The organism is Nocardia sp. NPDC051900 (assembly GCF_044452545.1).
Taxonomy (GTDB): domain Bacteria; phylum Actinomycetota; class Actinomycetes; order Mycobacteriales; family Mycobacteriaceae; genus Nocardia; species Nocardia sichangensis.
The window spans coordinates 64,120-86,549 of the sequence record NZ_JBITBU010000021.1; the positions used below are offsets into that span (position 1 = coordinate 64,120).

The following is a 22,430-nucleotide window of genomic DNA, read 5'->3' on the forward strand; positions in this document are numbered from 1 at the left end:
GCCTGGAAACGAGACAAGTGACCATCCGATCCAGATTAATACCCGTACAGCGCCAACACGCTGTACCTGGACACGCTCTCATCTAGACACGGTCACTGCGGCAAGAAAATGCTGCTTCGTATCAGTGCCAGGGTGGCCGGAGCAGCTGGCGCGTTTCCAGGCCGCGCCGGCGGAGGCGTTCAAGCATGTGGTGGACGAGTACGTCGCTGTCGCGCTCAACCGCAACTCCGGACTGTTCGGACCGGGGAAGACGTTGACTGATCGGTTGCGCCGCGACGGCGCCCACGACATCCTCGCCCTGGCCGAAGCGCAGCTGGATCACTGCCGGTGGGCGGTCTACCGGGTCCGCCGCTGCTACACCGCACCCGCCCGCGCCTGGCGTGCCGTCGACACCCTCGCCCGCGGAAGCCGCGCCGAAACCGTGGAGATCCTGCACCGAATCGCCGCAAGGTTGCAGGTCCCCTGCACGCTCGACGGTGACCACACCCGCGTGTGGCTGACCGAGCACGCGACGACCTATCCCCGGCTGGAGGAGTTCTTCGTCGCCGCACCCGACGGTGTGGTGCCTAAACAGCGGGCGGGGTTCGAAACCCGCTGGCACGGCCACGCCGACGAACCCCTGCTCGCCCTCGAGCAGGCCGCCCACGACGCCGTGGCAGCCCGCGGCGCGGCATAGCCGCAGTCTCCCCGACTGGTCGCGGGGTCCTGTCGCCCCGACGAATGCGGTGACCACTCGTCCGCGTGAGCCCCCGACCCGCGGCTTCGCGGTGCACCACATCACCAACGCCCTGTTGCCCCTGAACGCCGGACCGGAGGACGCCTTCCGGTCTGGCGTTCTGTCGTTTCCGGAAGGTGGCCCGTCATGCCCGATACCCTCCCTGTTGCGCTGTGCGCGGTCTGCGGCAGTGGTGACCCCGGTGACCGGTACCCGGTCGAAGACCAGTTCGTCTGTCCTCGCTGCGCGGGGCGGATATCGCTGTGTGATCGCTGTCGCGAGCCCTCGCTCGCGTTGATCGACACCGCCGATGAGCAGCAATACTGCGCCCAATGTGTACCCGGCTTGGGGCCGTGTGTCTCCTGCCGCAAACCCACCAGCCCCGCAGTGCGTACCGACACCGACGACCCGGTGTGCCTGCGCTGCGCGACCGTGTTGTTCGACGTCTGCTTCCAGTGCAGCCGCTACACCGCCAACGGCCGCTACGTCGCCGGCGGGTACCGCGCCTGCCCCCGCTGCGCCCACCGGCTCACCCCGTGCCCGCACTGCGACACCCTGACCCGCCCCGGTCACACCTGCGACTGCCGGACAGGCCGAGACCATGTGTGGCACTACACCTACAAACCCGACCCCCGCTTCCACGGCGAAGGCCCACTGTTTCTGGGGTTGGAGCTGGAGATCATCGTCCCGCACTACCGCTACGGCGAATGCGTCACCGTCGCCACCGAACACCTCGGCGGCCTGGGGTATCTGAAGCAGGATTCCTCGATCCAGCCCACAGGATTCGAGTTGGTAACCCATCCCATGTCCTACCGGTATGCCATCGACCGGTTCCCCTGGCCGCTGCTCGAGGCGTTGGAAGACCTCGACTGCGACACCGACTCCTCTGTCGGTTTGCATGTCCATGCCAGCCGCGACGGGTTCGATTCCCCCGCGCATATCTACCGGTGGATGAAGCTGTTGTACCGCAACGAATCCGCCGTCTCCACCCTCGCGCGGCGCCGCTCCCGATACGCACCGTTCGACCGCACGGCGCGGGCACGCGCGAAGGACACCGCCAAAGGCCCCCAGCACGCGCTGGGTTTGGAGCGGTATCAGGCGATCAACCCCTACCCCCGCAAAACCCTCGAACTGCGGGTGTTCGCCAGCTCCCTGAACATCCAGCGGGTGCAGGCGGCGCTGGCGTTCACCGCCGCCTCCATCCACTACACCCGCAGCCTGCGCGTCGCCGACGTCCGCGCCGGTGGCTGGGAATGGGGCCGCTTCGCCGCCTGGGTCGCCGATCACACCGACTACCAGCCCCTGTGGGCGGAGATGGAGGACCTGGAATGTGCCTGTTGACCTACCTGCCCGCGCAGGTGACCCCGGACCCGGACGCGTTGGCCTACGGTGCGCAAGCCAACCCGCACGGCCACGGGTTCGCGATCGTGGCCGACCACCGGATCCTGGTCGGGCGCGGGATGAACGCCGACCGTGTGATCACCGAGTTCCTCAAAGCGCGCGCCGCGCATCCGGCCGGTCCGGCGTTGTTCCATTCCCGCTACGCCACCCACGGCGCAATCGGCATCCACAACTGTCACCCGTTCCGGCTCGGTGGTGACCCCCGAACCGTGTTGGCGCATAACGGGACACTGCCCAAACGGGTACACCCCGGACCTTACGACCCGCGCTCGGACACCCGCATCGCAGCGGAGGAGTACCTGCCGAAGGCGCCGTTCGGGTCGATCGACACCCATCGCGGGGCGCGGGGGCTGGCGTCGTGGCTGGGGGCGAGCAAACTGCTGATCCTCACCGTCGACCCGGCCTACGCCCACCACGCTTACCTGTTCGGCCACCACCACGGGTACTGGCAGGACGAGATTTGGTATTCCAACAACAGCTACCTGCCCCTGGCGCTGCGCTGGCCGAAGCGACGCCGGTACCTGTGCGGGTACTGCCAGAAATTGGACCTGCACCGCGCCAGCCGCTACTGCGGTGACTGCGGCTGGTGCTTCGACTGCGAAACCGCATTCCCCGACTGCACCTGCCACACCGCACCCACCACTACGTCAGGCCGTGAAGGGCCCCGCGCACTGTCGTCGGCGCATCACCAGCCCCGCCAGCAAGCCAGCGCCCCATAAACCACGAACACGCCACCACGAGCTGCCGCCCATTCAGAACCCCGCAAACCGCCTGCTTCTCGGGCCGGGTGCGGGGTTCTTTCCATTCCACGAGAAGGGACCTGATTCGTCATGCCCGCCTCCACACTCCCCGACGCGTCGTGCGAGGAATGCTCCAGCCCGATCCGCGGCGAGGACCTCATCGCCACCATCGACGGCGACCGGGTGTGCCCGGATTGCGCGGACGGGCTGTCGCGCTGCGACAGCTGCGCCGCCCACGCCCGCACCGACACCCTCGCCCGCACCATCGACGACACCCTGCTGTGCCGCGAATGCCTGACCGGCTGGCAGCGATGCGGGGACTGCGCCATCTACACCCGCGCCGTCCGCAGCGTCGTCGGCACCAGCACAGAAGTCTGCGCCGAGTGCGCGTCCGGTTACGAGACCTGCGACGACTGCGCCAGCCTCGCCGACCAGCTCTATTGCGTCGACGGCGGCAACCGGGTGTGCGAGCGGTGCGCGGACGAGGACTACCACGAATGCTGCGAATGCTTCACCCTCGTCCCGGTCGACACCACCTACTGCGACAACTGCTTCGACACCTACTCCCCCACCCATCACGCCGTCCACGACTCCTACTACACCCCCGCACTGCGGTTCCACGGTGACGGCCCGCTGTTCCTCGGGATGGAACTGGAGATCAAAACCCCCGACCGCAGCTACCGCGACGCGGTCGACACCGCCGTAGCGCACGTCCGGGATCTGGCGTATCTGAAGGAAGACGGTTCGATCCCCTGCGGATTCGAACTCGTCACCCATCCCATGTCGTATAAGTTTGCGCTGCAACGCTTTCCGTGGCAGCTGCTGGGTCGGCTGCGGTTGCTGGGCTGCTACACCGACGACGGCGTCGGCATCCACGTCCACCTCTCCCGCGCCGGGTTCACCAACCCCGCCCACGCCTACCGCTGGCTCAAATTCGTCTACCGCAACGAACGCTCCGTCACCACCCTGGCGCGCCGGCGGGACTCGGAATGGGCACGATTCTCCTCCCACCAGCGGTCCAACGCACAGGAGTACGCCAAGGGCGGCACCGACGGCTACGGCCGCTACCAAGCCGTCAACGTCTGCCCCGAAAACACCTTCGAGCTGCGAGTCTTCGCCAGCTCCCTGCACCCCCAGCAGGTCCAAGCCGCCCTCGCCTTCGCCGCGGCGTCAGTCGAATACACCCGCGGGCTGTCGGCGGCCGATATCGCGCGCCGACGCGGCTGGGAATGGACCTCCTTCACCACCTGGGTGCGCTCACACCCCCAGTACTCCCCGCTGCTGGCCGAAATGGAGGCCCTCGCATGTGCATCCTAGTTTTTCTCAAACCCGGTATCAGCCCCGACCTCGACGCTCTGACCAGTGGGGCGTTGGCCAACCCGCACGGCCACGGCTACGCCGTGCTCACCGACACCGGCATCATCGTCGGCCGCGGCATGAACGCCGAGGAAGTGATCACCGAGTTCGCCACCGTGCGGGAGCGTCATCCCGAGGGGGCGGCGTTGTTCCATTCCCGGCTGGCCACCCACGGCCACCTCGCGGTGGACAACTGTCATCCCTTCCTCGTCGGCGGTGACGAGCGAACCGTGCTCGCGCACAACGGGATCCTGCCCGACAACGTCCACCCCGCAAAAGGCGACAGTCGAAGCGACACCCGCATCGCCGCCGAGGACTTCCTGCCGACCCTGCCGTTCGGGCCACTGGACTCCTGGTCCGGGCGGGAGCGACTGGAGCGGTGGCTGGGCGGCGACAAGATGGTGATCTTGACCGTCGACCCCGCCTACAAGCACTCCGCCTACATCTTCAACGAGCGCTACGGGCACTGGGACGGCGGAATCTGGTACTCCAACCGCACCTACCTGCCGCACACCTGGGGCTACAGCGCCGCCGTGGACTGGGAGTGCCTGGGCTGCGGCGAATTCGACCCCGAACAGCCCGGCCCGCACTGCACCGCCTGCGGATTCTGCGCCGAATGCCTGCGCCCGTTTCCGCGATGCGACTGCGAGGCGTTCGACGGCATGGACCGCTACGCCGACCTCATCGAACTCGAAACCGCCTGACCACGCACATCACGGCTTGGGCGCCGACCTTCGGCCTCAACATCCCTTTCGAGAAAGGCGGATCTTTCCGTGCCCTACTACCCGAATCTGGCCACGATCCTCATCCGGCTGCACGACGTCGACGGCCACAGCGTTATCGCCAGCACCGACAGCCACCACGTGCGGCTGCTGCTGCGCGACCGCGACAATCCCGACACCGACTGGCGCTACGCCGACCTGAGCCCGAACGCCTGCGACATCCTCGCCACAGCGCTGGCCACTGGCTCCCGGCCCGGCCCGATCCGCCGAGCCACGTGGTGGCGCCGTCTGCGGGGCGGTCGCCGATGAGCGACTACCACACCCCGCCAGCACCGATCGCTGAGGCATCCGAGCAGCAGTTCCTTCGCCTGGTCCTCGCGCGCATCGACGCCTGGTTCGACGCCGAGGCCGACCTCGACGACCTCGGTGCCGCCCGCGACATGCTGCGCCAGCGTCTGGCCAGCACCGCCGCGGCCTCCGGGAACAGCGAGGGTGGTGATCCGGTAGTCGCGCTCCTCGCGACCGAACTGCATCGGCTCCGCCGCGCCCGGGTGGCGGCCACGGTCATCACCCGCGGCGGCCATGTCCACGACCACGTCCGCATCCAGGTGGTGCACCGCCACCACACCGTGCTCACCCGCGCTGGCGAGCAGGCCGGGGTGCTGCTGCCGTTGAGGTTCATCGAATCCGTCCGCCCACTCGGCGGCGGCGCGCCCGAAGCGGTGCCCACCGAGTTCTCCCACCGAAAGGAGTGCTGAACATGGCTTCGGTCGCACTGTGGTTCCCGCTGTCGAAGGTGATCGACCTCGCCGAGCACGCCATGGCCGCTTCGCAGCATTCCCGCTGTCCGTATGCCGATCCCGGCCCGGCGGTGCCGTCGCTGATCTGGGTCAAAGACCACGGCATCTACCTGATGAGCAACGGCATCCCCCACCAGCCCGGCGAACCCGACAGCCCCGACTACCAGGCGCACGTCGTCTACGCCCTCGACCACGGCCCCGGAACCCACTGGAACCACGGTGACCCGCTCGGTGACGACTTCGTCGAATACCTCGATCTCACCGAGGATTTCGACGGCCACACGCTCATCGAGCTGATCCGCGCCTACGCCGCGGTGAACGGGTGGCTGTCCATCACCGTCTCAACCAGCAGCTTCACCATGATGTTCAGCCCAACAGCGCCCACCCCCACGCCAACTTCCGGCGCTGACCAGCACCCGCCCCAAGGCGTGGGGTGATCGCGGTGGGGATCGACTCCAGCCGCTACCTCGCCCGCCTGCAGACCGATCCTCGATACCGCTCGGTCCTGCCCGACCTCGCTTCCACCGCACAGGTGCTCGTCGCGGGGTATCACGCCGCGTTCTCCACCCCGCCCCGGCCGGGCGCCTCGATCGGCGTGTTCCCCGGCGTGGACCCTGTCGCGGCCGGGGTAGGGGCGCCAACAGCGGTCGTGATGGCGTTGGTACGCATCGAGTACACCACGCAAGTCACCGTCGATGAGGACGGCGGCAGCCGAGACCTCTGGCAGCGACAGCTGTTCGATCGGTTGCCGAGCGGGTACGGGTGGCGGCTGCTGCCCGCCCAGCTCGATGAGCGTGGCCGGTGGGTGGTCGCGCGCGGCAATCTCGCTGCCAGCGGCCTCCAGGCGTTGCTGCCGCGGTCGGTCAGCATCCAGGTGCCCGGCGCACCCGTCGCGGTCGCGGTGCACGACCTCGACCCGCACACCGGTCGCCGCTGGCCGTGGTGATCACCAACGCTACAGAGCTGGTGACCTGGATCGAAACGAACCTTCCCCACCGCGACCCCGACCGGTTCGCCCCCTGGGTCGCCGAACCGCCCGTTCCGGGCGCGTTGCGCGCGGTGATCGAGGTCCGCATCCATGCCCCCCGGACCGCCGAGCGGGTGATCCGTCTCGAGGTCTCGGCCGCACCGATCCAGTCCACCGAGTCCTGACACTCTGCCCGTCTGCCACTGCAGGTGGGCCCATCCTCCGAGTGATTCGAGGTGATCGTCGTTGACCGATTCCGAAGTACCAGTACCCGCGCGGCCGCCGATCCCTGTGCGGTTGGCGCACGCACCGCTGGCGCAGGGACTGGTGGTCCCGCACATCACCCTCGCCCACCGCGACCGCACCCGCCCGGTCTGGGGCAAAATCGACCACCGACGACTACAAGAGACGCTGTCCCGCAGGCTGTGCCAGGTCTGCGGGCAGCCCCTGGATGACCGGGTCATGCTCTACATCCGCCCCGCCGACCACCTGCGCGGAATCTCCCCAGAGCCGGGCGTACATCCCGAATGCGGCCACTACTCCCGCAAGGCGTGCCCCATGCTGGCGGGACGACAGACCCGCTACAACCGGCACCCGCCCGAGAAATTCGCTCGCTGCGACGACCCGGCCTGTCCCTGCCGGCGGTGGCAGGCCAACGAACGCGACTCGCGGGAGGCGCCACGCGAAGGCCAGCCCGCCGACGCCTGGTATGAGGTGTGGATTCCGATCTCGGACTACACCACCTTCCACGATCCCGGCACCGACACCACACCACCGGTGACCGGTATCAAGCTGCGCGGCGCGAAACTGCTGAAGATCCGGAAGGTCCGCGACGCCGCACCCGCCGCCGACGGGACGTCTCACCCGGTCGACCTGCTGCGCGCTCATCTCGCGTTCGCAGCCATGTTTGGCTACGGGGGCCTGCGGCTGTGACACCCCACGGGCAGGACGCGCGCCTGCATCGGCGCACTGCCGCGCACGCCCGAAGATCGGTGCAGCCTGGTTGCGAGAAAAGTCCCGGTGTCGTGTGACCGGCTCGTCTCCCGCCGCACCGAATCGCTGCCCGGACGCTCAGCGCTCGGCACACCGAAGCCCGTCGCCGTCCTGTAGGAAGCCCGGGGCACCCGTCGCGGACGCGGTGCGCGACCTCGACCGGCACACCGGCCACCGCTGCCCGTGGTGATCACCAGCGCCGCTGAGCTGGTGGCCTGCATCAGGCGAGTCCCGGGGCCCGTCATGCGCTCCACCTCCGCATTTCATCGATCTCTCTCGAAAGGTGCCTCTCGCTATGGGCCAGTTCTTCAGAGCTGTCCTGCTCGCCGATGACGCCGACGACATCGTCGGCTATGTCGACCCGTGGGACTACCACATGAGCATCAAGATCATGGAGCATTCGTGGATCGGCGACGAATTCGTTGAGGCAGTTGAACGGTTGCTGACCGAACCAACCCGGGTCGTGTGGGCCGGTCACTATGCCGACATCGAGCCCGGTGGTATCACACCGGAAAGCCTCTATGACCGTGCAGATTCCGCAACTAAGGCCACGGTCCCGGACTCGGCCGTCATCGGCCGCTATGTCATCAACCATGACAAGCGGGTCTACGTGGACAAGAACGTCGTCCCGGCCAACGACGTTGAGCTCCGCATTCATCCGCTTCCGATCCTGACAGCGGAGGGCAATGGGCGAGGAGGTGGCGACCTCCACCCGCAGCGCGCCATCGGCGATCTCGGATTCGAGGCAGTGGGATCGTGGGCTCGTGACCGCATCACCGTCGGAACCGCCGTCCCCGATGGCTACGGGCAGCTGCATTTCGACCTGATCGAACACTGGTAGCAGGCGCTTTTCGTCAACTCCGAGGTCACTGTGCCCCGCCCGGCCGAAACAGCGTTGTGAATAGCACCGATGTATCGGAGCGCCAGCACCGATGGTCAGACCGAACAAACCACGGAAACGGCAGGTCGTCGCCAGCGTGGGCCTCGTGGACGGTGTGATCCTCACCGAGATCCTCAGCACGAGGGTCGAGGCGTCCATGGATCCCTTGGTAGATGATCCGGTCGTTCTGCCTGCGGTAGCCATGTTGACGAACAGGTGAGGTTCACCGGCAGTAGACCCATGGTGTGGCCGCCCGCATCTCCCGCGTGTGGTGCGCGTTTGAATAGGGCATCTCCTCTGGTTCGAATGGGCGACGGGGCTAGTCTGCCTACAGGGGTTCGGACTTCATCGGGGGGACAGTCACTTTCGCTTTCCCGTCGGTCGAAGCCCGATGCTGCCCGCGCCGGGCTGTCGCCCGCTGCTTCACCCGGCGTCGAGGCGCGATGGTGGATGCGCCCCTCCCCCTCCAGGGCGCATCCACCGTCCCCGCCTCACGCTCTCTAGCGATTCCGCCACCGTCGCGCGGCCCGCGCCGCTCGGTGCGCGTGTCTTTCCTGTTGTGTCTCGCCCGATGTGGGTGAGGCGCGCTCCTGTCCCAGTGATCGAGGAGGTTTGTCGTGTCGTTCGTTGATGATCCCGGCCGTTTCATCGCCGAGGTGTTGGCCAGGTTGCCGGAACCGACACACCGGTCACTGGTCGTGATGACCTTGCGGGAACCCACGTCCGGGTCGGCCGGGTTTATCGGAGTGGAACGCTTCCGCCACGAAGACCTGGCCCGAACCGGCCATTACCTGGCCACCAGCCCGATCCTGGCCCACATCCGCCGCTGGTGTGCCGAGTATCGCCCGGACGCCGTCGCCGTGGTCGTGGTCGACGACCCCCTCGGTACACGGTTTCCCCGCGACGAGCACCGCGTACTAGCGGCCCGGATCCGCGATCAACTCACCGACCTGGGTGTCGGGGTGGTGGCGGCCTGGTCGGTCACCGGCCGCGACCCTGGCCACCCGTGGGCGAGTCTGTTCGGCAGCGAGCACGGTCTGCTGCCCTACGCCGCGCCGCGCGGCGGCAGCGCCGCCGACCTTCCACCCGACCTGGTGCCGGATGCCGGCCTGGCTGCCGAGGTCGCCGCACTGGTGACGGTGCGTGGCGGTGACCTTGAGCTGTCGCGGGAACGGCTGCGGCTGGCCTTGATGCAGGTCGAGGCGGTCCGGGACGAGGGCGTGCTGTCGGCTGCGGAGGTCGCCGAGCTCGCCGACGCACTGACCGACGGGCTGGTCCGTGACAGCCTGTATGCCTTCGCCGTCGGCGCGAAGGGACAACGCGGACAGCGGTTGTGGGCGCTGTTGGTGCGGACGCTGCCCTCCCCGCACCGCACCGCGGCGGCAATGCTGTGCGCGGTCACCGCCTACGTCGACGGTGACCGTGACCGGGCCGCGGCGGCGATCGGCATCGCGGTGGCCGATGACCCCGACAACCCGACAGTGCAGGCGATGGTTGCCGGAATCCACCGCGCCGTCCCGGTCGCGCTCTTGCGCGCCGCGATCAGTGCCGGGCGCGCGAGCGCCGCGCAACTGGGCATCGACATCGACTGAACCCCGCACCCGCATCGATCCCTGTGGAGGCTTCATGATTCCCGCATCGCACACCCTCTCCCGCCGGCTGGCATGGGTGATCCTGGCCCGCGCCGCGTTGACCGCCGCGCCGGTCGTGCGTGAGCTGATGGCCACGCACGAGGTCGAGGAGGCCGCTGCCCAGCTGGCCACCGGTCGGGTTGCCGCCACCGGTGTTCCGGATGCTTTTGGCGGATCTGGCCGCCCGCGACCTCGACCACGCTGCCTCGGTTGGGGCTCGACTGGTCACCCGCGACGATGCCGAGTGGCCGAGGGCTGTGACCGACCTCGACGTGCCTGGCATCACTGCGGGGAGTCCGGTGGTGTTGTGGATGCGCGGCACAATGCGGCACAGTCCGCTGTCGCAGTTCCACGTCGCGGTCCTCGGAGCGCGCGCCGCCTCCGACTACGGGGTGCACGTCACCCATGATGTCGCCGGTGATCTGGCCGAGCGCGGTTGGACGGTCATCAGCGGCGGAGCGTTCGGTATCGACGCCGCCGCCCATCGTGCGGCGCTCAACCGGGGTGGTCGCACGGTCGCCGTGGTCGCGACCGGGTTGGGTCGCACCTACCCCGCCCCACATGGCGAGCTATTCGACCGGATCGCCGAGACCGGGCTGCTCATTTCCGAGTACCCACCCGACACCCCGGCCGCCAAACACCAATTCCTGCAACGCAACCGGCTCGTCGCGGCGCTGTCACGGGCACTGGTCATCCCAGAATCGGGGATCCGCGGCGGTACTCGCAATACCGCCCGCTGGGCGCACCAACTCAACCGCCCGGTGTTCGCGATCCCCGGCCCCGTCTACTCCTCGGCATCGAGGGGCTGCCACGACCTGATCCGCTCCGGGCACGCCGCCTGGTCACCGATGCCCACCAGGTCATCGACGACCTGCACGCCGACCCCGCCGCGCTCGGCTGACCAGAGGCATCCGTGGGCTGCCACCACGTAACCGCCCGCAGGCATTGCTGATCTGGCGACAGCACTTCGTGTCCGTACCCGACCCACCCGTTGCGGCGGCGTCGAGTCCGTCCCATCGATCCCAGGAGGTTTGTTCATGTCCGCATCCAGCCTTGCCGTGCAGTCCGTTGCTCGTGGCGACTACGACCGTCTCGAGCACCTCGGCTACGCCGGAGCCGCGCCCTCCATCACCGATTCGGCGGTGCTGGAGCGGGCGCGGCGACTACCCCGGCTGGCGGGGCCGCTACTGGGCGTTCCTCGACGACGGCGAACACGGCGTGCTGCGACTGCACCCGATCAACGTCGCCCGCCACAGCGCCCAACGCGCCGCCTGACCTCTCATCCGCCCTCGGCGCACGCCCGTCCCGTCATGCCTGTATCCGTCTTCCGGCGCGGCGGCCTCACCTGTGACTGGTGGGGTCGCCGCGCCGCTTGTCATCAAGGAGCCATGTTGACTACTTCCACCCTGACCGCCGTCACCGACCCCGGTCCTGGCATCGACTCGGTGACTGTCGAGGAGACCACATCCGTGGCTGCGAAGCAGAGCACTGCTGTGGTCGAGGACTCCACCGTCCTCGAGGAGCCCGTGGTGCTCGATGTGCCCGAGGCCAAGGCGGAGTATCTGGATCCGGCGGAGTTGGTGATCGCCGAAAACGTCCGCAAGAGTTTCGATCTCACCGCGCATCCGGAGGAAGCGGCGTCGATTAGGGAGTTCGGTGTCGGCAACCCCATCCGCGCCGAACGCGAGCCCGACGGTTCCGTGCATGTCGTCGACGGGCAGATCCGCACGCTGATCGCGCGCGAGGTCGGCCTGACGCGGGTGCCGGTGTGGGTCACCGACGCCCCCACCGACGTCGACCCGAAGGAGCGGCGGATCGCGCGGACGTTGACCCAGATCAACCTCAACGACCGCCGCGTCCCGCTCACCGACGCCGACCGCGCCACCGGCATCGCGTTGATGCTCGATCTGGGGGCCTCCGCCACCCGGGTCGCGAAAGGGTTGCAGCGCAAGCGGTCGGAGATTCAGAAGACCGCCGCGGTCGGCGGCTCCGACACCGCCAAACGGCTGTTGGAACAGCGCCAGTACACCCTCGATGAGCTCGCGGTGATCGCCCACTACGACAACCTCGGCGACACCGACGCGGTGCAGCGGCTGGCGACGGCGGGCCGGTGGAGCTTCGCCGCCACCGCCAAGCGGATCGAGAACGACCGCGCCGAAACCCGTGCCCGCCTTCACGAGTCGCTGCTCTACGGCGCGTACGGGTTCGGGATCCTCGCCACCGAACCTGACACCAGCGAACCGGACGCGGCCTACATCCCGGCCAGCGAGCTGGTCACCGCCGACGGTGAGCCGGTCAGCGAGGAACAGATCTACACCGACCCGGCCCGCTGGGTGGTGTACCTCAAGGTGCAGGAGAACGGGCTGCTGGTCGACAAGGACACCGGCGCGATCATCGACCCTGACGCCGTCGACTGGAGCACCCGCGGTGATCTGTCCGCCGAGCCCGCCGACGGGCGGGTGCACGCTGAGCAGGTTCAGTGGCGCGACCGCTGGATCCCCACCTACTTCCTGCCCGCCAGCGCCCTGGCCGACAGCGGCCTGCAACAGATCGTCCCCGACACCGGTGACGGCTCCGAAGAAGCCGCCGCGAAGGCGGCCGCCGAGCGGGAGCAGGCGCGCCAGGACCGGCGGCGGGTGATCGAGCTGAACAAACGCGGAGATGCGGCCAACGCGCGGCGGCAGGAGTTCCTGCCGCGCCTGCTGGCCGGACGCACCCCGCCGCGGCAAGCGGCGGCGTTCGTCGCCGAATCCATCTCCCACACCCTCGATCCGAGCGTGTTGCAGAAGGTGACCAAACTGCTCGGCGTCGGCGGCTCCACCCAGCAACTGGTCGCAGCGATCCACGCCGCGACACCCTCGCGGGCGTGGATGATCGTGCTCGCCATGCAGATCGCCGCCGCCGAAGCGCCGATCGGCAAGAGCTTCTGGCGCGACAGCTCCGCGGCCACCAAACGGTATCTGCATTTCCTCGCCGACGCCGTAGCCGGAACCGAGCTGGACTTCGCGCTGCTCGATGTCGAACAGGCCGCCGCCGGAGACATCGACTACCACCACATCGACCTCGCCTCCTGACACCACCACTGTTCTGGGAGTGAGGCGGTCCGGCGGCCCGTGCTGCCACCGAGGGCCACAACTCGGTGGCAGCACGATCACCGATCCATCCCCATCCGTCCACACCTCGAGAAGGAGCATGCTCATGGCCGGAGACACCGTGCTGACCGTGATCGGAAACCTGACCGCCGATCCAGAGTTGAGGTTCACCCCCGCCGGTCACGCGGTCGCGAACTTCACCGTCGCCTCCACCCCGCGGTATCACGACCGCAACGCCAACGAGTGGAAAGACGGCGAGGCGCTGTTCATGCCGTGCAGCATCTGGCGCGAGGCCGCGGAGAACGTTGCCGAGTCGCTGACCAGAGGTGCGCGAGTGATCGTGTCCGGCCGGTTGAGGCAGCGCAGCTGGCAGACCGCCGAAGGCGACAAGCGCAGCCGAATGGAACTCGAGGTCGACGAGATCGGGCCATCGCTGCGCTTCGCCACCGCCAAGGTCAACCGCGTTTCCCGCCATCCCGGCAATGGCTACAGCCGCACGGCGGCCGGTCGTTCCGACAGCGATGACCGGGCCCGGGACCTCGTGGGCGCGGTAGCGGGAACTAGGAGCGATGACCCATGGGGGTTCAACGCCGTGAGCTCCTTCGGCGGTGGCTCTGGGGTGGAAGATCCGGCGTTCTGATCCGAACTCACGCGCATCGTGTCGCCGGTACTGGCAGGAGATTCACTGTGCGGCCACCGCTGATCGCTCGTGCCGTCGAGTTTTCGGTGGGTGAGGGCTGATCGTCTGGCCGTCTGTCCCGCCTTGCTGAGTGCTACCAGGCCGTGATCCCGCCACGGCTGCGGGCCCGCGCCCCGGCCGTCACCGAATTCGCCCGCGCGACGTCCACCACCCGCGCCGGCCGGTGCGCTCAGCGCACGAATTCGCCGCCGCCCGGGTGGGCGCGTTCCCTTCGCCGTGTCGGGATCCCACCCTGGTCGGTCGCACTCAGGCGGGTCAGACGACCAGCCGCCCAGCCCCGTACCGGGGTCCGTGCTGTGCGCGCATCCGGTACGGGGCCGAGCTGTTTCCACGACCACGACAGGAGTCCGTGATGACCGCTACGTTGAACACTCCCGAAACTGCTGTTGCCGATTCCCCGTTCGCTGAGGCGCTCGGTGAGATCGAGTACCTTCTCGAGGTCGATCCCGACCGGGCGCGTGAGCGTTTCACCGAGGTTCTGGCCTTGGCCTCCCCGCAGGAGCGCCAACTGCTCGACCGGGCCGCGGACCTGTTGACCCGGTCCCCGTTCAAGGTCGCGTCCCGGCAGCTGGGCTGGATGGCCAAGAGCCGACCCGAACTGCGGGACGTGATCATCGCTTACACCGCCGACTCCGAACCCGGTCTGTATCGGCCCGAGATGCCCCAGCAATCCGACATCTCGATCGAGGCCGCCGAATGGGTGCGCCGCTCCATCCGCGACCGGCGCAACCGTGACCGGCTCACCGCCACCCCCACCGCCGCCACCGACGCCGCGCGCCTGAGCGCCGAGGCGATCGCCGCTCGCCGCGCAGCCCGCACGCCGGTGCCCGCCACGGTCAATCTGCGTCACCGTGAACGCGACCGCCGCGCCACCGAGCGCGGCGAGCAGATCTACGCCGCCTACGCCGCCGACCGGCTCTACGCGATCGACACCGAGCCCGACACCGACCGCACCCCGCCGGTGCCCGAACCGCGCAAACCCGTCGACCTGATGTGGGCGCACGTGCAAGCCGACCTGTGGGACCGCAGCTACTTCCTGCACGTCGCCCACTGCTACACCGAGGCCGACCGACACCTCCTCGCGCCCGAGTCATCTCCGCGCCGCGGCGCACGCGACGGCCGTGACAGCGCCCTCGATCAAGCCGCTCGCGCGTTCCTGCGCGACCACGACACCGACCCCGCTCCCGCGGGCGGCGGTGATCGACGCACACGCTCTCACCGTGCCCGCCCCGCCCTGCCGCCGAGGATCACCCCGGCCGACCAGAGCCGGTTCGCAGCCCGGCGCACCGGGCTGCCCGTTCCGGACGACCGCGACGAGTATCTGCCCTACACCGAGCTCGACCTCCGCGAGTCCACCTGGCAAGGATCGGGATTGGACTACGACCTCGCGGCCATGACCCCCTACCTCGGCTGGCCGTGCGTCGGCTGCTGGATCGACCGACCCGCCAGCGACCGGCGCGCGCTCCACGCCCTCGACGGCGACCACGTCAGCGACGACGGTCTCTGCGACGTCTGCCGCGCCGACGGCCACCCCGGTATCGCGCCGCTGGCCCTGGGGTGGGGCATGCGCAGCTTCGTCGACTCCCGCTGCGCCTACATCGCCGCCACGCACCCGCGGCAGGCACGCGCGATGCTCGACCGCATCCGCGCCGCCGCCGCGAATACCGGCCCCACCTGGCGCTTGATCACTCGCTGGATGGCGATGAACCTCGACCAGACCACCCCTGTTGCTCCGACACCGCGCCCGGCCGCCCGCCGCCCACGCAGAACGGCGGCGCTGGGAGCCGGGCAGCGGATCGGCCGCTGCGACGCCTGCGCCCGCCCCGGTGTCGTCCACACCGACGGCTACTGCACCACCTGCCGTATCGACCTCGGTCTCGTCGCGGCCCGCCGCCAATCGACCGCGGCCTGAACCCCGCCCGCGTCCTCACCCGATAATCCCCGGTCCGCCGTGGCTGCCACCGCGCCCACGGCGGACCGGTCACCACCCCGAACTGTCGAACAGACCCATCGACGGCCGCACACGCACGCCGAGACGTCGGATGGACGCGCGCGCCTGAACCGCTCCACCGCCGACGACCGGCACAGGACCACGTCCACGTCCCGTCCCGCCACCTCCCTGCGACACCATGCCGCTACCGCACCACGCATCTACGCCCCATCCTCATTCATCCACATACCGTCCACACGCCACTCCGCTCAGTCCTCCTACCCCCACCCCCCACCCTCTTCTTCCCTCTTTTCTCGAACACACCTCTTGCATCGAGGATAACGATTCGGTAACGAGCGGCGGAAATGCGCGATTTGACTGAAAATAATCAAATCAAGCACTGGTGATATTGGCGTTGCGAGCGCTTGATAGATATATGACCGCGACCATTCATAAAGTCGTGGCAGGCAATGGCTATCAGTATTACCTGCGCAATGTCGCCGCGCACGACGCCACCTCTCGTGGCCGTGACAGCTTGGCCGACTACTACTCCGCGCACGGAGAAGCACCCGGCGTGTGGCACGGCACCGGATTGGGCGCGTTCGGCATCTCCGATGGCGCCGAAGTCACCGAAGAGCAGATGAAATCCCTGTTCGGACTGGGACGCCACCCGAACGCCGAACTGATCGAAGCCGAGGTCTACGACGAGCAGATACGCCTCGGCGCCAAGCACAAGGATGCGGCACGCGCGGCCGACAAAGCGTCGCGTTTGGGCAATCCCTATCGCATTTACGCCGCGGTTTCCGCGTTCCGAAAACGATGCGCGAAAGCGTTCGAGCAACACAATATCGCGCACGGAGCAGACCCGCACGCCGCCATTCCCGATGCAGAACGAGCAACAATACGCACCCATATCGCATCGGAAATGTTCAGCGAAGAGTATGGGCGCGCACCCGTTGATGCGCGAGAGTTGTCGGGGTGGGTCGCCAAGAACTCGCGGCCGAACACGACCGCGGTCGCGGGTTTCGACATCACTTTCTCGCCCGTCAAATCCGTGTCGGCGCTCTGGGCTGTCGCACCGCGCGCGGTCGCGGACCAGATCGAACTCGCCCATCAGCAGGCGGTACGCGACGCTTTGCGATGGCTCGAACAGCACGCCATCTTCACCCGGTTGGGCCGCAACGGGGTGCGCCAAGTCGACGTCGACGGCATGGTCGCGGCGTGCTTCACCCACCGCGACTCCCGCGCCGGGGATCCGGACCTGCACACGCACGTGCTGATCGCCAACCGGGTACGCACGCTGGACGATAAGTGGCGCACTCTGGACGGCACCGCGATCTACCAGGCCGTGGTCACAGTGTCCGAGATCTACAACACCCGGCTCGAGCACCACCTGGAAGACCTCGTAGGCGTGGAATTCGCCGAACTACCGGCGGCGGATCCGGCCAAACGCCCGGTCCGTGAGATCGTCGGCATCCCCGCACGACTGATCCAAGCATGGTCGCGGCGAGAAACAGCGATCAAAGCCCGCGTGGGCGAGCTCGCGGCGGACTTCCAGCAGCGGTTCGGGCGCGAACCTGTCCCGTCGGAAATGTATGAGTTGGCGCAGCGCGCCACCCTGGAAACCCGCCCGGCCAAACACCACCTGCGGTCGCGGGCCGAACAGCGCGCCGACTGGCGGACTGAGGCAACGACCTTGCTCGGCGGACGGGCACCGGTGGCGCAGATGGTGGCGGCGGCGCTGAACCCACAGCGGACACCGCGGGTTGCGGTGTCGGGCCAGTGGATCGCCCGCACCGCCGAGCGGGTGCTCGAGGTGGTCGGCGAGCACCGCTCGACGTGGCGGCCCAACAATGTCCGCGCCGAAGTCGAACGGCAGATTCGCGGACACATCCGCGGGCAGCGGTGGCAGCAGGTCACCGAAGCGGTGGTCGCTGAGGCACTTTCGCCCGCGTACTCGATCGCGCGGGGAGACCCCGATGTCGCGGATGCGCCCGAACTAGACGATGTGCCCGAACTATTGCGCCGCCGTCACGGTGCCAGCGTGTACACCGCGGCGAATTCACAGCTGTACAGCTCGAAGCAGGTTCTGTCGGTGGAACACGCGTTGATCGAGCTGTCGGTGCAGTCCGGCGCCCGACAGCTCTTGCCGGGAACGGTCGCGGATGCTGTGCGCGCCTACAACGCCGCGCACCCGGAACGGCCGTTGAATGCCGGGCAGGTCAGCGTGGTCGAAGGGTTCGCCACCTCCGGGCTGCGGGTGCACACCGCCAACGCTCCCGCAGGCACCGGCAAAACCACCGCCATGCGGGTGCTCACCGACGCCTGGCATGCCAGCGGCGGACAGGTCCTCGGCCTGGCGCCCACCGCCGCGGCGGCTGCGGAACTCGGCGCATCCATCGGCGCGCGCGTGGAGACCGTCGACAAACTGCTCGACATTTTGTCCCGCCACACCCCGCACCCAGACGACCCCGCTTTCGAGCGGGAGGTGCCGACTACGTTGCCGGAGTGGGTGTTGCAGATCGACTCCGGCACGTTGGTGATCGTCGACGAGCACGTCAAACTCGGTAACCTCAAACGCCTACGCCTGCTCCAGTTCGTGACCGGACGCGGCGCGACGGTGCGGTGCATCGGCGACGATCACCAGCTGCCCGCGATCGAGGCCGGCGGCGCCGACACCGACATGCACGCCGCCGCACCCGACCAAACCCTGATCCTCACCCACGTGGTGCGGTTCGCCTCCTCGGCGGAATCGACCGCCAGTTTGCAGCTGCGCGAGGGTGATCCGGCAGCGCTGGGCTGGTATCTGGACAACGGGCGCGTGCACGGCGGCCATCACGGCGCCACCCACGATGACGCCTTCACCGCGTGGATGAACGACCACCTCGCCGGGCGCACGGCGATCATGCTGGCCGCCAACCACGAGGTCGTCGCCGCGTTGAACGCCCGCGCCCGCGCCGACCGGCTCGCCCGCGCGGGCGGCACTGTGGAGGCGGAATGCGCACTTGCCGACGGGCTCGCCGCGTCGGTGGGTGACACGATCCGCACCCGCCGCAACAACAGGCGACTGCGCGTCGGCGCCCGCGATTGGGTGCGCAACGGCGACGCCTGGACCGTCACCGCCGTCCACGACGACGGCAGTCTCACCGCCACCCGCGTCCACTCCGGGGACAAAGAACCGAGCGCCCGGGTGCGGTTGTCCGCCGACTACGTTGCCGCGCACGTGCGGCTCGGGTACGCGGCGACGATCGATTCCGCGCAAGGAATCACCGCCGAAACGTGCCATGTCGCGCTCACCGGCGGCGAGTCACGCCAGCAGTTGTATGTCGCGATGACCCGCGGGGTGCACGCCAACCACGTCTACATCCCCACCGCGCTGGACGGTTCCGAGGGTTCGTTCTGGAGCGAATCGGCGGTGTTTCCGCGCACCGCGGTGGAGGGGTTGGTGCGCATACTCGGTCGCGACGGTGCGCAGAAGTCCGCGCACACACAACTGCGCGACGCCCTCGATCCCCACACCCGAATCGGGCGCGCGCTCGACATCTACCTCGACGTGATCGGCGTCGCCGCCGAAACGACTCTCGGTCCCGACGGGATCGAGCGCATCGACCGGGCGGCCGAAGCGTTGCGCCCACACCTGACCGACAGCCCCGCCTACCCGGTGCTGCGCCAGCATCTGGCCGTGCTCGCTGTGTCCGGGCGCGACCCGGTCGCCGCCCTGTATACCGCTGCCGGAGCGCGGGAACTCGACACCGCCGACGACGTCGCCGCCGTCTTGGACTGGCGCCTTGACCCCACCGGCACCCACTCCACCGGCACCGGACCGCTGCCGTGGGCGCACGGCATCCCCCGCGGTCTCCGTGATGCCCTGGACTCCACTCAACTCACCGCCCGCGCCAGCATCGTCACCGACCTCGCCGAACAAATCCGCATCGACGCCCAGTCGTGGACCCCGAGCCCGGCGCCGCACTGGGCGCGGCCCCTCATCGGCGCCGACCCCGACCTGCTCGGTGAACTCGCAGTCTGGCGCGCGAGCCTGCACGTCGACGACCGCGACATACGTCCCACCGGCCCAACCCGCTACAGCGTGCTCGAACGTGAGCACCAGCAGCTGCTCGACGCGCGGGTCACCGACGCGATCGGTGACGTCCATCGACCGGTCAACCGATGGGCGCCGAGCCTCCAACACCTCGACGCCCGGATCGTGGCGGACCCGTATTGGCCGGTCCTCGCCGACAAAATCGACGTCGCCGCCCGCGCCGGACTCGACATCGAAACCCTCCTCACCAACGCCGCGAGACTGCGGCCGCTGCCCGACGAGATGCCCGCCGCCGCACTGTGGTCACGCCTGGAACTGGAACCCTCCGCACTCGACACCACCACCGGCCACCGCAACCTGCGACCCGAATGGATCACCGATCTGCACGCAGTCCTCGGCGGGGAAACCGCCGAGCGCGTCCTCACCGACTCTGCGTGGCCCCGTGTCGTCGCCGCGATCGATCGCGCCACCGCCACCGGCTGGGCACCACACCAAATCCTCTCCACCGCCCACGAACTACTGCTCAGCGCCCAACCGGACAACGCGACCGGCCTGCGCCCGGACCAGCTCGCCAACGCCCTGGCCTGGCGCATCGACGCCCTGCTCCACCACACCCCTACCCCAGCCAACGACACCACCAGCCACCAACCCAGCACCACGACCACGCCCGAATCCACCGATCACCCCACCCCACAGACCGATTCCGACCTCGGACACGCCCGCAACGACAGCGCACGCCTCAAGGCCGAAGCGGCACAAACTACCGGTCCCGAGCGCGCCGCCGAGAACGCACCCGGGACCGAGCTTCCCGAACACCTGCGCACGGTGGCGCAGCTGATGCACACCGGCCAGATCACCGCCGCGGCCGAAGCGCTCGCCGACTTCAGCGATATCGCCACCGACGAACAACGCGCCGTCCTCGCCGACATCGCAGAAACGTTCTACCGCAACAGCTTCCCCGTCGCCCGCGCGCGACTTCGGTGGGCCGGCGAGCGTTACCCCCAACATCGCGCACTGATCGAAGCGTGCACACCAGACACCGACCCGCACGTCTACCAACCCAGCACCACACCCACCACACCGGCGTATCGGCGCGAGCGACGCCACGAAGCAGCCCGCGATCACTACGAATACATCAACCCCACTCGGCGCCGCGACCCGCTCACCGACGCACAGATCGTTGCCCGCCGCGCCGAGCAGGACTACGTCGATACCCGCGCCGATGTCGACGACCAGCCCTACGACCGCATCATCCCCGACGGCGTCGTGCATCACTACTACCATGAGGCACTACCCGACGACCGCCCGAACTACTACACGCTGGACTACGACCTCGCCGCCGTCCCTAACACCCGCTGGCTCGGATGTGTGGCCTGCGGCCTGGAACGCACCCGCACTGACACCACCCCCGTACCACCGCGCCGAGCGGACGACGGACTGTGCGGGGAATGCCGCGACAACAACCAACCCGGCATCCCTGACCACGACCCCACCGACCACATCACCGCCCGCTGCCATCACATCACCACCACCAACCCCGCACCCGCCGCCCTCGCGATGCTTCGCCGTGACTGGCGCGCGACACGAAATCCAGCGCATCGCGCCGCGATGGAAGCCTGGGTGCGTGACCACCCGCTACCCGACGCTGCGTCGCGATCCGCCTCCGACGACGCCGTCATCGCGGGTCCAGCCGTGAACAATCCACTGTTCGCGCTCACCGACACCCAACTCGATGAACGCATCGAACAACTTCGCCAGAGCCTCGCCCTCGCCGACACCGACGACTTCCTGTACGGCCCGGCCCAGCACACCACCGACCACGCACATGACACTGACGAACTGATCCGACGCCACACTGCAGCGCAACAAGCCATCCGCGACGCCCGCACCGCCGACCAGCACTTCCACACCACCGCCAGAGCCTTCCACGCCAGCGCAGCCGAACTCGCCAACGCACGCGCCACTCTTGAGACCACGCCCAGCTACCGCCGCAACCAACGACGCATACTTCAAACTCGAATCGACACCCTCGTCAGCGAACAAATCCAGCGCAGCCGCGAACACACCATCGCCCGCTATGCGGCACGCCAAGCCAACCGCGAAGCAATCCTCCTTGCGGGAACCTCCGACAACTGGGACCGTCTACTGCGCACCCCGGCAGCAGCTCTCTCCGATCGCCGCCGCCCGATCGACACGCACGCCGACACCGCAGCCGAAGCTCACATACGGCGCATCACCGAACTTCATCAGGAGCTGGACGAATACTGTGCAGAGCACCTTCGGCGGCGCACCCTTGACTCGGCGCAAGTCGCGCACGAACAGCATCATCCACCTGCTCCACCAGACGACAACATCGACCGAGACCTTCCCAGCCCGCTTGCCGAATATCATCGTCAGCACGATGGCGAACTTGGTTTATGACCTGACCGAACTGCTTCAAAACCCTCGCCCAAGCCTGGAGTAA

General features: G+C 68.3%; 19 protein-coding genes. All 19 read left to right on the forward strand.

Annotated elements, in window-relative coordinates:
• Positions 1 to 124 precede the first annotated feature (124 nt).
• On the forward strand, positions 125 to 676 hold the full coding sequence (locus ACIA5H_RS30155) for a hypothetical protein (protein WP_397078956.1): 552 nt from the start codon (positions 125 to 127) through the stop codon (positions 674 to 676).
• Positions 677 to 862: 186 nt separating this feature from the next.
• The gene (locus tag ACIA5H_RS30160) at positions 863 to 2,056 is read left to right on the forward strand and encodes a hypothetical protein (RefSeq protein ID WP_397078958.1); all 1,194 of its coding nucleotides are present in this window, start codon (positions 863 to 865) and stop codon (positions 2,054 to 2,056) included.
• Positions 2,044 to 2,835: a class II glutamine amidotransferase gene (locus tag ACIA5H_RS30165; protein WP_397078960.1), complete on the forward strand. Its 792-nt coding sequence runs from the start codon at positions 2,044 to 2,046 to the stop codon at positions 2,833 to 2,835. The genes ACIA5H_RS30160 and ACIA5H_RS30165 overlap by 13 nt, the downstream gene beginning before the upstream one ends.
• Before the next feature lie 111 nt (positions 2,836 to 2,946).
• Entirely contained in the window at positions 2,947 to 4,173 is a 1,227-nt protein-coding gene (locus ACIA5H_RS30170; RefSeq protein ID WP_397078962.1) for a hypothetical protein, read from the forward strand.
• Positions 4,161 to 4,916: a hypothetical protein gene (locus ACIA5H_RS30175; RefSeq protein ID WP_397078964.1), complete on the forward strand. Its 756-nt coding sequence runs from the start codon at positions 4,161 to 4,163 to the stop codon at positions 4,914 to 4,916. The genes ACIA5H_RS30170 and ACIA5H_RS30175 overlap by 13 nt, the downstream gene beginning before the upstream one ends.
• A gap of 69 nt (positions 4,917 to 4,985) precedes the next feature.
• Positions 4,986 to 5,243, forward strand: a complete 258-nt coding sequence (locus ACIA5H_RS30180) for a hypothetical protein (RefSeq protein ID WP_397078966.1) — start codon at positions 4,986 to 4,988, stop codon at positions 5,241 to 5,243.
• Positions 5,240 to 5,692: a hypothetical protein gene (locus ACIA5H_RS30185; protein ID WP_397078968.1), complete on the forward strand. Its 453-nt coding sequence runs from the start codon at positions 5,240 to 5,242 to the stop codon at positions 5,690 to 5,692. The genes ACIA5H_RS30180 and ACIA5H_RS30185 overlap by 4 nt, the downstream gene beginning before the upstream one ends.
• Before the next feature lie 2 nt (positions 5,693 to 5,694).
• The gene (locus ACIA5H_RS30190; protein WP_397078970.1) at positions 5,695 to 6,171 is read left to right on the forward strand and encodes a DUF3085 domain-containing protein; all 477 of its coding nucleotides are present in this window, start codon (positions 5,695 to 5,697) and stop codon (positions 6,169 to 6,171) included.
• A gap of 5 nt (positions 6,172 to 6,176) precedes the next feature.
• The gene (locus tag ACIA5H_RS30195) at positions 6,177 to 6,680 is read left to right on the forward strand and encodes a hypothetical protein (protein ID WP_397078972.1); all 504 of its coding nucleotides are present in this window, start codon (positions 6,177 to 6,179) and stop codon (positions 6,678 to 6,680) included.
• A complete protein-coding gene (locus ACIA5H_RS30200) occupies positions 6,677 to 6,886 on the forward strand; it encodes a hypothetical protein (RefSeq protein WP_397078974.1) in 210 nt (69 codons plus the stop codon). The genes ACIA5H_RS30195 and ACIA5H_RS30200 overlap by 4 nt, the downstream gene beginning before the upstream one ends.
• A gap of 61 nt (positions 6,887 to 6,947) precedes the next feature.
• On the forward strand, positions 6,948 to 7,634 hold the full coding sequence (locus tag ACIA5H_RS30205; RefSeq protein WP_397078976.1) for a hypothetical protein: 687 nt from the start codon (positions 6,948 to 6,950) through the stop codon (positions 7,632 to 7,634).
• Between the two features lie 355 nt (positions 7,635 to 7,989).
• Entirely contained in the window at positions 7,990 to 8,535 is a 546-nt protein-coding gene (locus tag ACIA5H_RS30210; protein WP_397078978.1) for a hypothetical protein, read from the forward strand.
• Positions 8,536 to 9,191: 656 nt separating this feature from the next.
• A complete protein-coding gene (locus tag ACIA5H_RS30215) occupies positions 9,192 to 10,166 on the forward strand; it encodes a DUF4192 family protein (RefSeq protein ID WP_397078980.1) in 975 nt (324 codons plus the stop codon).
• Positions 10,167 to 10,366: 200 nt separating this feature from the next.
• On the forward strand, positions 10,367 to 11,137 hold the full coding sequence (dprA, locus tag ACIA5H_RS30220) for a DNA-processing protein DprA (protein ID WP_397078982.1): 771 nt from the start codon (positions 10,367 to 10,369) through the stop codon (positions 11,135 to 11,137).
• Positions 11,138 to 11,279: 142 nt separating this feature from the next.
• Complete coding sequence (locus ACIA5H_RS30225; RefSeq protein WP_397078984.1) at positions 11,280 to 11,480, forward strand: hypothetical protein; 201 nt, start codon at positions 11,280 to 11,282, stop codon at positions 11,478 to 11,480.
• Positions 11,481 to 11,593: 113 nt separating this feature from the next.
• The gene (locus ACIA5H_RS30230) at positions 11,594 to 13,279 is read left to right on the forward strand and encodes a ParB/RepB/Spo0J family partition protein (RefSeq protein WP_397078986.1); all 1,686 of its coding nucleotides are present in this window, start codon (positions 11,594 to 11,596) and stop codon (positions 13,277 to 13,279) included.
• 124 nt (positions 13,280 to 13,403) lie between these two features.
• Complete coding sequence (locus ACIA5H_RS30235; RefSeq protein ID WP_397078988.1) at positions 13,404 to 13,937, forward strand: single-stranded DNA-binding protein; 534 nt, start codon at positions 13,404 to 13,406, stop codon at positions 13,935 to 13,937.
• A 412-nt stretch (positions 13,938 to 14,349) separates the two neighbouring features.
• Complete coding sequence (locus tag ACIA5H_RS30240) at positions 14,350 to 15,909, forward strand: hypothetical protein (protein ID WP_397078990.1); 1,560 nt, start codon at positions 14,350 to 14,352, stop codon at positions 15,907 to 15,909.
• A gap of 454 nt (positions 15,910 to 16,363) precedes the next feature.
• Positions 16,364 to 22,387, forward strand: a complete 6,024-nt coding sequence (gene mobF, locus ACIA5H_RS30245; RefSeq protein ID WP_397078992.1) for a MobF family relaxase — start codon at positions 16,364 to 16,366, stop codon at positions 22,385 to 22,387.
• The last annotated feature ends 43 nt before the right edge of the window (positions 22,388 to 22,430 follow it).

Coding starts and splice junctions, on each gene's coding strand:
- ACIA5H_RS30160 (WP_397078958.1), top strand. CDS start 863: ATGCCCGATACCCTCCCTGTTGCGCTGTGCGCGGTCTGCGGCAGTGGT.
- ACIA5H_RS30165 (WP_397078960.1), top strand. CDS start 2,044: ATGTGCCTGTTGACCTACCTGCCCGCGCAGGTGACCCCGGACCCGGAC.
- ACIA5H_RS30170 (WP_397078962.1), top strand. CDS start 2,947: ATGCCCGCCTCCACACTCCCCGACGCGTCGTGCGAGGAATGCTCCAGC.
- ACIA5H_RS30175 (WP_397078964.1), top strand. CDS start 4,161: ATGTGCATCCTAGTTTTTCTCAAACCCGGTATCAGCCCCGACCTCGAC.
- ACIA5H_RS30185 (WP_397078968.1), top strand. CDS start 5,240: ATGAGCGACTACCACACCCCGCCAGCACCGATCGCTGAGGCATCCGAG.
- ACIA5H_RS30190 (WP_397078970.1), top strand. CDS start 5,695: ATGGCTTCGGTCGCACTGTGGTTCCCGCTGTCGAAGGTGATCGACCTC.
- ACIA5H_RS30210 (WP_397078978.1), top strand. CDS start 7,990: ATGGGCCAGTTCTTCAGAGCTGTCCTGCTCGCCGATGACGCCGACGAC.
- dprA (WP_397078982.1), top strand. CDS start 10,367: ATGCTTTTGGCGGATCTGGCCGCCCGCGACCTCGACCACGCTGCCTCG.
- ACIA5H_RS30230 (WP_397078986.1), top strand. CDS start 11,594: ATGTTGACTACTTCCACCCTGACCGCCGTCACCGACCCCGGTCCTGGC.
- ACIA5H_RS30235 (WP_397078988.1), top strand. CDS start 13,404: ATGGCCGGAGACACCGTGCTGACCGTGATCGGAAACCTGACCGCCGAT.
- ACIA5H_RS30240 (WP_397078990.1), top strand. CDS start 14,350: ATGACCGCTACGTTGAACACTCCCGAAACTGCTGTTGCCGATTCCCCG.
- mobF (WP_397078992.1), top strand. CDS start 16,364: ATGACCGCGACCATTCATAAAGTCGTGGCAGGCAATGGCTATCAGTAT.